At 45.5% G+C, this 13,533-nt stretch carries 12 protein-coding genes; 1 reads left to right on the plus strand and 11 read right to left on the minus strand.

The genetic code is table 11. From position 1 onward, the window contains the following. Positions 1-45: 45 nt before the first annotated feature. The 3 genes from ATB76_RS17305 to ATB76_RS17315 form a co-directional block, all read right to left on the minus strand. Positions 46-297: a GlsB/YeaQ/YmgE family stress response membrane protein gene (locus ATB76_RS17305; RefSeq protein WP_042601251.1), complete on the minus strand. Its 252-nt coding sequence runs from the start codon at positions 295-297 to the stop codon at positions 46-48. Between the two features lie 96 nt (positions 298-393). Then, the gene (locus ATB76_RS17310) at positions 394-2,121 is read right to left on the minus strand and encodes a hypothetical protein (protein WP_038871386.1); all 1,728 of its coding nucleotides are present in this window, start codon (positions 2,119-2,121) and stop codon (positions 394-396) included. Between the two features lie 74 nt (positions 2,122-2,195). After that, positions 2,196-3,590: a glutamate decarboxylase gene (locus tag ATB76_RS17315; protein ID WP_042601252.1), complete on the minus strand. Its 1,395-nt coding sequence runs from the start codon at positions 3,588-3,590 to the stop codon at positions 2,196-2,198. A 360-nt stretch (positions 3,591-3,950) separates the two neighbouring features. On the opposite strand from ATB76_RS17315, the gene ATB76_RS17320 reads away from it, so the two are divergent. Then, entirely contained in the window at positions 3,951-5,642 is a 1,692-nt protein-coding gene (locus ATB76_RS17320; RefSeq protein WP_038871288.1) for a mechanosensitive ion channel domain-containing protein, read from the plus strand. Between the two features lie 77 nt (positions 5,643-5,719). Here the strand turns inward: ATB76_RS17320 and ATB76_RS17325 are convergent, their stop codons facing one another. The 8 genes from ATB76_RS17325 to rlmA all read right to left on the minus strand — a co-directional run bounded on the left by ATB76_RS17325 (position 5,720) and on the right by rlmA (position 13,469). Then, positions 5,720-6,004: a putative quinol monooxygenase gene (locus tag ATB76_RS17325; RefSeq protein ID WP_038871285.1), complete on the minus strand. Its 285-nt coding sequence runs from the start codon at positions 6,002-6,004 to the stop codon at positions 5,720-5,722. Positions 6,005-6,072: 68 nt separating this feature from the next. Beyond that, on the minus strand, positions 6,073-6,468 hold the full coding sequence (locus tag ATB76_RS17330) for a VOC family protein (RefSeq protein ID WP_038871282.1): 396 nt from the start codon (positions 6,466-6,468) through the stop codon (positions 6,073-6,075). Between the two features lie 82 nt (positions 6,469-6,550). Then, complete coding sequence (locus tag ATB76_RS17335) at positions 6,551-6,847, minus strand: ribbon-helix-helix domain-containing protein (RefSeq protein WP_061035796.1); 297 nt, start codon at positions 6,845-6,847, stop codon at positions 6,551-6,553. 145 nt (positions 6,848-6,992) lie between these two features. Then, positions 6,993-8,570: an alkaline phosphatase gene (locus ATB76_RS17340; RefSeq protein ID WP_061035797.1), complete on the minus strand. Its 1,578-nt coding sequence runs from the start codon at positions 8,568-8,570 to the stop codon at positions 6,993-6,995. Between the two features lie 172 nt (positions 8,571-8,742). Then, on the minus strand, positions 8,743-10,641 hold the full coding sequence (locus ATB76_RS17345; RefSeq protein ID WP_061035798.1) for a BCCT family transporter: 1,899 nt from the start codon (positions 10,639-10,641) through the stop codon (positions 8,743-8,745). 119 nt (positions 10,642-10,760) lie between these two features. Continuing rightward, a complete protein-coding gene (locus tag ATB76_RS17350) occupies positions 10,761-11,135 on the minus strand; it encodes a hypothetical protein (RefSeq protein ID WP_061035799.1) in 375 nt (124 codons plus the stop codon). Positions 11,136-11,594: 459 nt separating this feature from the next. Continuing rightward, the gene (locus ATB76_RS17355; RefSeq protein ID WP_045419875.1) at positions 11,595-12,542 is read right to left on the minus strand and encodes a ChaN family lipoprotein; all 948 of its coding nucleotides are present in this window, start codon (positions 12,540-12,542) and stop codon (positions 11,595-11,597) included. 84 nt (positions 12,543-12,626) lie between these two features. Beyond that, a complete protein-coding gene (rlmA, locus tag ATB76_RS17360; RefSeq protein ID WP_061035800.1) occupies positions 12,627-13,469 on the minus strand; it encodes a 23S rRNA (guanine(745)-N(1))-methyltransferase in 843 nt (280 codons plus the stop codon). Positions 13,470-13,533 lie beyond the last annotated feature (64 nt).

Below are 13,533 nucleotides of genomic sequence, written 5' to 3' on the forward strand. Positions count from 1 at the left end.
CCTTTCATTGAAAGGCTTGTTTATTTTGGGGTGAGGCAAAAGTACCTAACCTTTTAAGAAACGGTTATAGACAAACAATATAACGAAAGCACCTAAAGTCGCGGTGACGATGCTGCCGATGTTTACTCCGTCTGCACCGCCAAGGCCCACAAAGCTTCCTAAGAAACCACCAACGAAAGCGCCTACGATACCGAGCACCATCGTGGCAATCCAGCCGCCTCCATCGTTACTTGGCATCAACCACTTAGCCAATGCTCCTGCAATCAAACCTAGAATAATCCAAGATAGAAAGCCCATAATTTCTCCTTACTCATTATTGTGTTAGGTACGTGTCGTTACGCATTCATGGTTACGTTTCAATCATAGACCATTCATCCAAAAGCGTAGATTTAACTAACTGATGACCATCGCGATGTAACCTAATATCAGGACTAAAACTGAAGTTAATGCGTATGGCACGGGGTAGCCAATCGCTGGCATGTCACTGTGGCTTGCATCTTGGGCTCCTTTCATTGCAGGGGTACTGTTTCTCCCTCCGGCACAGGCTCCCGCTAAAATAGCAGGGTTCATTTTGCGGAAGTACAATCCGTATAACCAAGCTAGCAGAGGTGGTACGAGTGCTGCAGTCACACCCAGTAACGCAATCTTGATGACAATGATGCCTTGGAATGACGCTAAGATTTTCGGCCCCACGGTTGCCGCTAATACCGCGACAAATAGGTTTAGGCCGATGTCTTGTAGAAAGCTTCTTGCCCCTTCACTCATGGGGCCGCCAAAGCTAGGGTTACGAGTTCGTAGGAATGAGAAAACGATCCCGGTTAACATGCAACCCGCCGATGTGCCAAGGGCAAAAGGGATACCTGCAACGGTGACACTCAAATGTCCAAAGACATAGCCAATAAGAAGGGAGAGGGCGAGGTAGAAGGTTTCAGTGACCGTACTCTCTACAATCGGAACGCTATTGAGTTTGGATGCGGTTTGTTCTACGCACCATTGGGAGCCTGCAATACGCACAACATCGCCCACTTCGACCTTAGTTTGTGGCAATAAAGGTTGCTGGTGGCCTTGTCGAAATATCGCTTTGAAATAAACACCAAAGCCGACTTCGGCATGCAATTGTGCGACAGTTTTCCCTGCATGCTCAGATTTACCAACGTGAATATCAGCCACTTCAATGTCGACATTTCTTGCGCGTGGCTCATCGACTTCATTTCCGATATCGGCTTCACCTTCCGCAATCAAGACGCGATATTCTCCGCGAATGCCAATAACATCATTTAACTCAAGCATTGGATTATCAGAAGCATCAATGACTTGCTCACCTCGAACCACTTTAAGCACGGCCGCATCAGGGAACTTCTGATACAACTCTTGCACTGAACGGCCAACTAACTCTTGGTGTGTGACTTTATAGGCACGAACATCAATCGGTAGGACGCCCACGTCTGAAAACCCAAAGGTGCTTGGGAGTTTCTCGTTGTCATCGCCAGTTGAGAATTCCGCTTCTGCCTCTTTACCTGCTTTGACGGGGTCAATACCAAAGAGAGAAGGGAGGTACTTAATGAACAAGATGATGAGGACGGTCGAAAGGACATAACTTATCGCGTAGCCCGCCGCAATATTGGCACTGACGTGATCAATGCTCATCCCTTCAGGTGGCGTAAATGCGCCTGAACTAATTGCTGACTGCGCTACGCCCATTACGGCGGTCACTGTGTAACTGCCAGAAATGATGCCAGCGGCGTAGCCGGGCTCCAGACCCATTAGCTTGGCGCCGATGACAACAATCGCAAAATTGCTGAACACGACAATCAAACCAATGACGACGAAGTCGATCCCTCCTCTAGCAAGACCGGAGAAAAATTGTGGCCCAACTTTCATCCCAATCGCGTACATGAACATCATTAAGAAGATATCTGAGACCAGACCCGGCTCTTCAATTTTTAGCCCATAAACCGAAAAGGAGGTAAGAGCTAAAGCAACACCAACAACTAAAGTGCCAGCTGTTGTTCCTAGGCTCACTCCTTTGAATGTAAGTCGACCAAGCGGGTATCCAATAGCGAGAGATAGAAAGAGAAAAACGAACGGATTTTCTGACAAGTAACTAAATAGAAAGGACATAGTGTCACCTGTGAACTTGTTGATATAAGAGCAAGGAACCATGAGAGTTCCTTGCTTTAAGTGGAAGGGGACAATTAGCCGTGGTTAAAGTTACTCGACTCATCAGCGTCGCTACCGTTGACGACAGGATGCTTGTCGAAGAAGTCCACGCAGTGTTGTAAATCGGAAATCAAAAGATCCGCCATGTCTCGGCTAAATCCATGTCGAACCAAAATACGCATGATCACTAGATCTTCGCGTTCGGCAGGCATAGCGTAAGCCGCAATTTGCCAGCCACGAGATCGAATGCGATCAGAAAGATCGTAAAGATTGAAGCCTGGGTTTGCGCCATCTTTTATTGACCAACTCAGTGCAGGGATACCACCATGTCCATCATAGATGATGTGGAACATACCCATTTTTTCGACTTCTTTGGCAAGGTAACGAGCTGTGTCATAACAAGCATCGTGGATCTTACGATAGCCCTCTTTGCCAAGACGCAAGAAGTTATAATATTGAGCAACGATTTGACCACCAGGGCGAGAGAAATTGAGTGCAAAGGTGGGCATGTTGCCACCGAGGTAGTTGACGTTAAAGATCAAGTCTTCATGTAGAGCATCGGCATCTCGCCAAACAATCCAACCAACGCCGAGTGGGGAAAGGCCAAACTTATGTCCAGAGGCATTGATGGACTTTACTCTTGGTAAACGGAAGTCCCACACTAAATCTGGATCGCAGAATGGGGCAAGAAAGGCACCACTCGCACCATCAACGTGAATCGGAATATCTAGCCCGGTATCTTCTTGTAGCTTATCTAACGCTTCGTGCACCGCTTGTACTGGCTCGTATTGGCAAGTAAAGGTCACGCCTAACGTTGGGACAACACCAATCGTATTTTCGTCACAACGTTTGATTACTTCCTCTGGGGTCATGATAAGACGGTCGCCTTGCATTGGGATTTCGCGAAGTTCAATGTCCCAGTAGCGCGCAAACTTATGCCAACAAACTTGAACTGGGCCACAGATAAGATTCGGGCGATCAGTTGGTTTGCCTTGCTTCTTCATTTTTTCGCGCCAAGCCCATTTTAGCGCCATGCCGCCTAGCATTGCCGCTTCACTTGAGCCTGTTGTTGAACATCCCATAGGGTTTTCAGCATCCGGTGCATGCCAAAGGTCGGCAAGCATATGCACACATCGAGATTCGATTTCCGCCGTTTGAGGGTATTCATCTTTGTCGATCATGTTTTTGTCGATGCACTCGTCCATCAATTTGTGGACTTCGTCTTCGACCCATGTTTGACAGAATGTCGCAAGGTTCTGACGCGAATTGCCATCAAGCATGAGCTCATCATGGACAACTTGGTAAGCATGATCGGGAGCATGCTCATGCTCTGGAATACGGTACTTGGGCATAACAATGGAAAGATCTTTAGACGAATACACATCGTCTAGGATTGAGCCACGAACGGTTGATTTTTTATGAAGAGGCATGGTGAATCCCTTATCTTATTGAATTAATTCCACTTATTGCTATTTTTTGTAGGGTTAATAGCAATGACGGCAGCAAAAATAAACATAGCAGGGTTTTCTATAATGTCAGGAAAAATAAGCATTTTGTTGCTTATTTCACGTTGTTTTATTTTATTTTGTGCTCGATTAGGCAAATATCAGAGACGTACACCATGTGGCACATGAATTGAGTTGTCATAAGAGGAGAATTGTGAATTTAGTACGCACTTTTTATTAGTGCTCGTTTTCTATTTCGTGGTGTAAACTTACAGCATCTACTTTCAAGGATTTATATCCCGGCGCTTGACCATCCCGTTCAAGTTCGTCCCTTACGAGGTAAAAATGACGTTACTATCCCCCCTAACAGTGCGTTTTACACCATTCAAGGTGTTGTTTATGGCGTTTGCTTTGACGATGAGTTCCTTCATTGTTAATGCAACAGAAAGCACAGAAAAGGTCGTAGAAGTGCCAGAGGTTTCTGCCGCTGAAAAGGCCATCGATAATATCAATCAAGATATCATTGATTTGTCGGAAAGCTTAAAGCAGGCCCGTGGTGATGAACGCGATGCTTTGCAATTGCAACTGTTCCAGAAAAATGAAGAACTGAGAAGCCGCCTTTCAACAGCGATCAGCAATAAATCGATCCCTCACGAGACGTTGATTGAGCTGGTAAAAACTCAAGAGATGTACTCCGAAGGCGCTGTCGCTTATCTGGATGATAAAATCATAGCGTTAAATGAAGAACTCAATAAAGCCAAAGATGAAGACAAACTGTCGCTCGTTAATCAATATCGCGAATTACAACAATATTTAGATGTAAGCTACGAGTCGAGTTGGCAAAACCTAAAATGGTTAAAGAGCCTTGATATTCAAGACAAGGATGCTGACTCAGAATTTAAAGATAGTGTCGATAAGCGCATGCGCTTATTGTCTGCTTCGATTGAGTACTTGAACCAGCAGAGTGAGATCATTGGTTCGCAAGTCTCTTCTAGCCCAGAGTCGGAAAAAGCATCACTTCAGTTGAACCAATTGATTCTCAAGCAGCGATTGAACGTGGCGACAGAGAGTTTGCGTACTCTGATTACGATTGGTGACAACCTTGGTTTAGAAACCTCTGAATATAAACGTCAGATTTTTGAAGTAACAGGCAGCATTACTCACGACTTGCTGAACACCAAAGTAATTCTGTCTATCTTGAGCCATTGGTCGAACTCAATGGTGGATTGGTTTGCTGAGAACGCACCACAGCACATCTTCCAGTTGTTTGTGTTTGCTCTGATCCTGCTGATTGCCCGCGCACTGGCGAAGCTAACGCGTAAAGTGGTTAGCAAGACGGTGGCATCGAAGAACTTGAAGCTGTCACACTTGATGCAAGACTTCTTTATCTCGATGTCAGGCAAAGCCGTGTGGATCATCGGTATCATGGTTGGTCTATCTCAAATCGGCCTTAACCTTGCTCCAATCCTGACCGGTTTCGGTATTGCTGGTGTGATCATCGGTTTCGCATTACAAGATACGCTCTCAAACTTCGCTGCGGGTATGATGCTACTGATCTACCGTCCGTTCGATGTTGGTGACTTTGTTTACGCAGGTGGTGTAGACGGTAAGGTAAGCCACATGAGCTTGGTGAACACAACAATCCGTACTTTCGATAACCAAATCATCATCGTGCCAAACAGCAAGATTTGGGGTGACGTGATTAAGAACGTGACACATGAGCGCATTCGCCGTGTCGATATGGTTTTTGGTATCGGTTACTCAGATGACGTACTAAAAGCAGAAGAAGTATTGGCAGATATCGTGACGTCTCACCCTTCAGTACTTCGTTCTCCAGAGCCAATGATCAAGCTTCATACACTGAACACTTCTTCAGTTGACTTCATTGTTCGTCCTTGGGTTAAAACGGATGACTACTGGGATGTTTACTGGGATGTAACCCGAGAAGTGAAACTGCGCTTCGACCGTGAAGGTATTTCGATTCCATTCCCACAACAAGATGTGCATTTGCACATGGTGGAAAAGAAAGAAGCATAAATTTCTTTTACTTGAATCCAAAATCAACAAAAAGGCGCTCAATTAGAGCGCCTTTTTTATCGGTTTAGCAGTAAAGATTACAGCTCATCCAAGAACGTGATTTTTGGCTCACTGGCAAGTAAACCATCAATCTCACTCAATAGAGTCTGGAAATGCGTTGTTTTGCAGTGTTCGTCAAACGCGGCTTGGTCTGCAAACTGCTCTTGGAATAAGAATTGGCTTGGGTCATTTTTGTCTTGGAACAAGTGATAACGCACGCAGCCCGTCTCATTTCGAGTCGGCTCTAGCATCGCTTCTAATGCTTGTTTTAGTTGATATACGCAGTCAGGTTTTGCGTGAAATGCAGCAGTTAAATGAATCATAGTTGTGTTTGCTTCTTTGTTTTTGTTAAAGGGGATAGTGGCAGTTTCTGTTAGGACAGAACTTACTATCAGAGATAGCGACCTTGACGCTGCAAGAACTCAATTTTGTAGCCGTCTGGGTCGGTAATGAAGAAAAATGTCGCTAAGTGTTTTTCCTGATGGTCAAAGACTTTGATGTCGCTCGCTTCGATATCTAGCGAGTTCAAGCGTCGATAAGTCGCCGCAATGTCTTCTACGCTTACCGCAAGGTGCCCGTAAGCCGTACCATGTGTGTATGGCTCACTTTGGTCGTGATTGTGAGTGAGTTCTAACTCGAATCCCGTTTCAGGGTTTGCTAAGTAGGTAAGAGAAAAGCCGTCGAATACGTATTGGTCTTTGATTTCTAGCTCAAGTGCGTCGCGATAAAACTTAAGAGAACGCTCCAGATCGCTTACGCGAATCATGGTATGAATCATTTTTGTCATGAGTACTCCTTAATACTGCGCCTAGACTAGTCAGTTTTAGCGCGAGTTTGGTAGTACTCAGGTACGACAATAATGTGAGTGGTTAGCTTTGCTCACTTAGTGCTTGATCTAGCGTCGCTTGTGGTTGTCGAGCGTAGGTAAGGCAGGCGCAGCGAAGCAGAGAGGCGAAGTTATTGACCTCCCCGTTGTGTTCTAACGCTTCTTGGTAAACGGTCGTGATGAACTTAGGTACGGTCATGTCTTGGGCAGAGGCAATTTCTTCTAGAATCAACCAAAAACTCGATTCCAACTTTACGCTGGTGGCATGGCCATCAATGCGGATGGAGCGGGTAACAAACTGATAGTTTTCTTGTGGTTGTTTAGCAAATATTTCGCACATAAGGTTATTCGTTTTTATAAAAGAGCCGCAATTATTGAAGGGAGGGAGTAAGCCGTCAACCGTTTCTATCACAAAAAAACGCTCCCAGAAGAGAGCGTTTGAGTATCACCATGAAAGTGGCTGAGTGTGGTTATGCGTTGACGAGTTAGTTAATTTGCTTGATGAGGTATTGACCTAGCTCAGAGTGATGCATGATCTTGGAGATAGGTAAAATCGTGCCAGCAGGCCCCCAAGCAAATACGTTTACAGGGGTGTGCGTATGTGTGCCAGTTCCCCAGACTGTATTCTGTTTCGTCCCTTGTTCGCGAGCGAGTACGTTACCTCTATCGTTGTAAGGAAAAAACGCATCAAAATCGTTAATTGCTGGGACGTTTTCTTCACTTAAATATTTGTGGCTTGCTAAGCGATAAGGGTTTGGTTTACTTGCTAAGACGCGCTCTGCCTGTTCTGGTGTGATAGAAAAGTCACTATTTTCGTTTACGATTTCGGCCAATTTAGCTGGTGTTTGTTTTGTTTTATCAAGCTTTTGAAACTCGCTGATCATACCGTAGTAGCTTTGTTTTTGATTATAAAGTCCATCAAGAATATCGAACTTGCCGAAGTTGAAGTTGGGTGCGTAATCGCGGTTCGTAAAAGCCTCACCATTGCGCTTTTGTGGTTTGGGTAAATCAGCGGAAGAATAACTGAAGCCAAATGAACCGGTTTCATGATCGGCAGTGACTATCACCAACGTGTCTTCACGGCCTTTTGCCCATTCGTATACAGAGTTCACTGCTTCATCAAACTTAATCAGTTCGTGCAACATGGTTCCGGCGTCATTGCTGTGACCCGCCCAGTCGATTTGACCTCCTTCGACCATTAAGAAGAAGCCATCTTTATCCTTAGATAGGATATCGAGCGCTTTTACGGTCATTTCTTCTAGTGACGGTTGAGTCCGTTTCGGATCATTTTTGTTTTTGCGGTAAGCGATGCCATCATCCATGCCTGAATAGGCAAATAACCCCAGTAGTTTATCGCCGTTGGAGGTTTCAAGCATATTGCGGTTAAACGCCAAACTGTAACCTTGCTGCTGCGCTTCCGTCAGAAGGTTTCGCTCGTCTTTGCGTTTCGATTTTAGGTAAACGTCACCCTGGGTCAGCTTCTCAAGTTGTTTGTATGTGTCGCCTTTCTCGTTGGTTGATTTAGGAATCCAATGACGAAGGCCGCCAGAAAGCATCACATCCACGCCTGTCTCTAGCATATCAACTGCGATACTATTTTCGAGAGAACGATGCGGTTGATGAGAAGCAAAAGCCGCTGGTGTAGCGTGTGTCATTCGTGTATCCGACACCAAGCCTGTTGCTTTGCCTTTCGCTTTGGCTTTTTCCAGAATGGTTTCCACGTGATTACCCTGGCTATCAATACCGATCACTTCTGATGCCGTCGGGGTGCCAGTAGCGAGCATTGTGGCCGAGCAAGCAGAATCGACGACAATCGCATCTTCAGGGTTGGTCAAGGATGAACCAATTACCCCTTCCTGTGCGAGCTTGTAAATGGCGGTCGTTTCGCCTTTGTAAATCGAGTTTGGTGCGTGATTCGCGTAAGTCTCTAACAAGCCTACTTGCTGAGGGCCCATGCCATCACCAATCATTAGGATAACGTTTTTGATTTCTGCTGATAGAGCATTGAAAGAGAGCGTGGACGCCGCTACTGCGGTCACAATTGGGGTCACTAAGTGCTTCATTGTATATTCCTTATTTATAAAAGCGTGCAAATTAAAACAAGGATTTATGACAAAATTGCTACCGTCACAAAAGGTTCATGTGTACTTCATTTCTTTTTACTAGGGCAGAAATAAGAAAGCCCACAGAAGTGGGCTTGAATTAGGTTTAGGAGTGGAAAGTCATGAGCTAAAGCTACACCGCGTAAGCAGGGCTTTGGGCCACGATTTGATTAAACTCGACTCTTGATTGCTGGGCCGCATCAGATAGCTCGAGTTTTCTCTCTTTTGCTTTCATGACATTATCCAATAGGGTCTGCAGCTCATCCTGCATCTCCTGAGGTAAGTGATGATCAGCAAAATCATTGTCGTCGTTATGCTCCAGAGCAAAAGCGCGAATTCGTTTACGTAGTTTCATGAGCTCGGCTAACGCTTCACGCTCTTCTTCTGCCGCATCTTGAGCTGCATCACGCGCACGTTCAAACTTCGCCATTGCCATGCCTTCTGTTGACCACGGATCAAATTCTGGTAGCTCTTCAATGTTGATGGTTGGTTCGATGTAATCTTCTTGATGACGAATATCCAGCGTGGTTGCACGTACCGCAGAAACCATCAGCATGATTGAGATACCCAACAAAGGTAAACCACCCACGATAGCCGCGGTCTGTAGTGTGCTTAACCCACCCATAAACATCAGAACTGTTGGAAGAAAGGATAAGGTGAATGCCCAGAACATTCGGTTCCAACGCATTGGTTCTTCCGTGACGTTGTTTTGTACAACAGACGCAAGAATGTAGGAAATCGAGTCAAAGGTCGTGGCAGTGAAAATAATGCAAAGCACAGTAAACACGGCGATGACTAACGTACTCATTGGCAGTGCATCTAACATCGAGAAGATCGCCGCGGTTGCGCCTTCTGCATTTAGGATAGCAACAACGTCTAGTTCTCCTGATAACTGTAGCGACAAGCCATAGTTACCTAGAATCATAAAGAATAAGAAACAGCCTAGAGAACCAAAGAAAATCGAGCCAGATACCATTTGTTTGATAGTACGACCACGAGAGATACGCGCCACAAACAAGCCCATGCTAGGTGCAAATACTAGCCACCATGCCCAATAGAAAATGGTCCAATCTTGTGGGAAGTGGGTGTTATCAAACGTACCGTAACCGCCGAACGGTTCCGCCCATGTTGCCATTACAAAGAAATTAGACAGCATTCGGCCAATCGAGTCTAAACCCGTTTCCAGCATGAAGATGGTAGGTCCAACCGCTAAGATGAACGCCAGTAAGCCCATCGCACCCCAGAAGTTAATGTTGCTTAAAACTTTAATGCCTTTCTCCATACCTGCGTAAGAGGAGTAAGCAAAAATGGCCGTACAGATCAGCAGTACTAACACTTGGCTATATGTGTTTTTAGGCATACCGAAAAGATAATGCAGACCTTCGCCGATCAACGGAGCGGCTAAACCTAAGCTCGTTGCGGCACCGCCAAGCAGGCCGAAGATAAACAGTACATCAACGATTTTACCGGCGGCGCCTTTACTACGTTCTTCGCCAAGCACTGGCATCAATGCACTGGATACTTTCAAAACGGGTTGTTTACGTACGTAGAAGAAGTACGCAATTGGCAGAGCAGGGATAAGGTAGATAGACCATGCGATTGGGCCCCAGTGGAAGAGGCCATAGGTCGCCGCCCAACGCACCGCTTCTTCACTGCCTGGTTCTAGTTGAAAAGGTGGTGATTGGTAGTAATACGCCCATTCGATGCAGCCCCAGTAAAGAATGCTGGCACCGATGCCGCCACAGAACAGCATCGCCGCCCATGACGCAGTAGTAAATTCTGGTTTCTCGTCAGGGTCACCGAGTTTGATTTGTCCCATGTCGCTGAAGACAACGTAAATCATGAAAATAAAGGCAGCAAGGCCGAGTGCAAGGTACAAGAACCCCAATTTATCCGTCATGAAGGTTTTTGCGATCGCAATCCATTCTGCACCCTCAGTCGGGAACATAATTAATGGAAAGACAATAGAAAGTAACAGCGCGATAGCGCCAAAGAAGGTTGGTTTGTCTATGAGAGAAAATGCATTTTTCACAGTTCATCGTCCGTTAATGAATAGTTATCCATTATGGACTTGGGTAAAAACAGTGTTCAAATGAGGATGGTTGTCGTAACGGAAAAAACTCTTTTTAACCAATAATTTAAGGCGATATTTTAAACAAGAGCGAGAATAATACCACCAACGGTCAATGCCGCAGACAAATATTGACCAGCAGAGTATGAGCCATCATCCTCTCCTTCAATTGTATCTGGGTGATCCATCCCGAGTGCGCCATGAGCGAAAGATTCGACTTTGTCACCAACGGTCTTATTTTCGGCTTCCACCTTTTTGCTCTCGTGATCTATCTGTTGTAATGCGACGAGTAAGGCTTTCCCTTCAGAGGACAGCGTGACCGTATTTTGGTCGACCTTTAATGGTGCGGCATTGGCACTTTGTTCAGCCACTTTCGCTTGGTCTCGGTTATTTTGCTGTGCTGCATTACTATAAACCGATTGACGGTTGACTGAATTGCTTCCTACTGGATTCATCTGTTACCCCTTCGAACAACGACACTTTTATGAGTGCAGGTATACCCAAGTGACTTCAAGATGCAGGATTCAGAGCGTTGTCATTGATTCGAGGTCAAGGAAAACAAACGAAGCGTAATAGCTGGCTCTTTCCAAGTTGTTTGACGCAGAAATTGGGTCAATGACACGCTCCCGAAGGGCGAGTTGACTTGGCTTGTATACTTTGTTGTCGATTCTTGATTTGGATCCACCAAACCTTTAAATCGCCGCCGCGTCTACAAACCAAGTCATTCTCGCTGAACCTAGCATCTCGAGGTTACTTGGGTATAAAAAGCAGTTATCCCTATATCGACGGCAAAGGCTATTTCTTGAATCAATCAAATACAAAAATAGGTCTGTTTTTGCCGCTTTCTATGTATATCTAGAATAGCTAGCAAAAAGCAGACCTATTTATCTTAAGTCGTGGTCGGATTTTTCCGATTACTTACATTGAAGATCGCTGTTGCGCTTAGCTAGATGCTTGTACGCGGCCATGCGGTTTGCGTTTTGTACATAACGCACAGGTGGCGCAAGGACTTCTAATTGGTAATCCGAACCGTCTGCAGTAATGTCCGCAGTAGGGGTAATGACGACAACGTTTAAATCTGGGTTACGATTCAAGATAGAAGCCGCTGTCCCTAAACCGCCTTCAGTATGGAATTTGCCCGCGACGTGAACCACTTGAGTACCTGGGTGTTGCTCTAGGTATTTGACGATGGATTCTGCCATGGTCTCATCCCATGTTACCTGAGCTGCGTATTGCTTCTCAGTTTGTTCTGGCTTGCCGTGGTGCATGGATGCCATGAACTTCTCTTTGTATGGGCTGTTTGCGGTGTTGACTTCGTCCGCGACAAAACTGCGCTCATCACTGTCGAGCTTCTCTAAGTAATCGATGCCTTGGCGGCCAATGCAACGCACAATATTTTTCGGTGCATTTGCGGCAATCACGGGAATATCAGCTTGCTTGGCAAACTCAACCAGCGGGCGGTAATCACTTTCGTAGTTTGGCCAAGCATTACTTTGCTTCATAAAGTATTGCTCACCAATTTCGCCGTTTAAGTATGAATCTAAGATTGCTTGCTTGTCGCGTGTGACCTGCTCCATTGAAAGCGCAAGAGGACGACTAGTAGAAGACAACTGCTTTAGCATGTCAGTCTGGAAACGGTGAATACCTGCGTGTGTGTGCCATTCGCCAATCAAAATTACATCGGCTTGTTGTAGGGCTGGGGTTAGCTGATTGACTGAGATGGCTTCACCGGAAGGTGCATGAAGCTGGTAGTCGTAGAAACTGGTTACGTCGTCAGTTGCGGCGTTGGGAACGGTCGGTGCATTTGAAGCACAACCAGTAAGCAAGCCTGCAAAAATCAGACTTAGTGTAGAAAAGCGCATTAAAAAGCCTCCAAAAATGTCCGAATGATATTAATGGAGGCTGATAAATGAATCAATGGTAATGAGAATAATTAGCGTTACATTTTATGCTTCATTCTCAGATTGATTCGATTTCTTACGGTAAACGCGCAACATAAAGTCAGCCTCACATTGGAAAAGTGTAGATGACTTTAGCTCTTCGCGAAGTTCGTCGCTGGCTTTCCATGCGAATGGTGTCATTTGCAGTAGGTCGAATGCGACGCCGTCTTTTAAGTCCATGGTGTAGTTGAGCTTTTGTTGATGCTCAAGTTTGAACCCTTCAATGTTCTCTGGTTCTTCGTTGTGCAAGCGTATCTCTTGGTAGATACGTTCACGGAACTGGTACAAATGACGGCCTGCTGGCGTGACTGTGATAACAACACCGTTATCTTTAATCACACGTTGTAGCTCTTCTGCTTTACACGGAGCGTAGATACGTAAAATCGCGTCTAGAGATTGCTCTGCAAACGGCAAGCGATGGCTTGATGCCACGCTGAAATCGCAATTTGGGTAGCGCTTAGACGCGAAACGAATGGCGACTTTAGAAATATCTAGACCATACACCGTCGCTTCTTCATTTTGTGAATGCAGAGACTGCTGAACTTGGTCTGTGTAGTAGCCTTCGCCGCAACCAATATCCAACAATTGATGGCTTGTGCCTTCGGTGTATTTGGCACATAGGCTTGCCACTTCTTGGCGCATCGGATCGTAATGATTGCCTTCTAAAAAGCGACGACGTGCTTGCATCATCTCTTTGTTATCACCTGGATCTTTTGAGCGTTTGTGGTGCGCTGGCATCAAGTTGACGTAGCCTTCTTTTGCTAAATCAAACTGATGGTTGTTTTCACACTTAAACGTCTTTGCTGTTAGCTCAAGAGGTTGGTGACATAGAGGACATTGATAGTTCATGACGATCTCTGGACAGGAAGTAGGGCGGCAAATTCTATCAAAAAGGGATACTGCAAGCGAAACA

Source organism: Vibrio sp. MOR3 (assembly GCF_001557775.1).
Taxonomy (GTDB): Bacteria; Pseudomonadota; Gammaproteobacteria; order Enterobacterales; family Vibrionaceae; genus Vibrio; species Vibrio jasicida.

What these genes read in the sequence shown, in the direction of transcription:
- ATB76_RS17305 (WP_042601251.1), bottom strand. Translation starts at nt 297, where the DNA reads ATGGGCTTTCTATCTTGGATTATTCTAGGTTTGATTGCAGGAGCATTG.
- ATB76_RS17310 (WP_038871386.1), bottom strand. Translation starts at nt 2,121, where the DNA reads ATGTCCTTTCTATTTAGTTACTTGTCAGAAAATCCGTTCGTTTTTCTC.
- ATB76_RS17315 (WP_042601252.1), bottom strand. Translation starts at nt 3,590, where the DNA reads ATGCCTCTTCATAAAAAATCAACCGTTCGTGGCTCAATCCTAGACGAT.
- ATB76_RS17320 (WP_038871288.1), top strand. Translation starts at nt 3,951, where the DNA reads ATGACGTTACTATCCCCCCTAACAGTGCGTTTTACACCATTCAAGGTG.
- ATB76_RS17325 (WP_038871285.1), bottom strand. Translation starts at nt 6,004, where the DNA reads ATGATTCATTTAACTGCTGCATTTCACGCAAAACCTGACTGCGTATAT.
- ATB76_RS17330 (WP_038871282.1), bottom strand. Translation starts at nt 6,468, where the DNA reads ATGACAAAAATGATTCATACCATGATTCGCGTAAGCGATCTGGAGCGT.
- ATB76_RS17335 (WP_061035796.1), bottom strand. Translation starts at nt 6,847, where the DNA reads ATGTGCGAAATATTTGCTAAACAACCACAAGAAAACTATCAGTTTGTT.
- ATB76_RS17340 (WP_061035797.1), bottom strand. Translation starts at nt 8,570, where the DNA reads ATGAAGCACTTAGTGACCCCAATTGTGACCGCAGTAGCGGCGTCCACG.
- ATB76_RS17350 (WP_061035799.1), bottom strand. Translation starts at nt 11,135, where the DNA reads ATGAATCCAGTAGGAAGCAATTCAGTCAACCGTCAATCGGTTTATAGT.
- ATB76_RS17355 (WP_045419875.1), bottom strand. Translation starts at nt 12,542, where the DNA reads ATGCGCTTTTCTACACTAAGTCTGATTTTTGCAGGCTTGCTTACTGGT.
- rlmA (WP_061035800.1), bottom strand. Translation starts at nt 13,469, where the DNA reads ATGAACTATCAATGTCCTCTATGTCACCAACCTCTTGAGCTAACAGCA.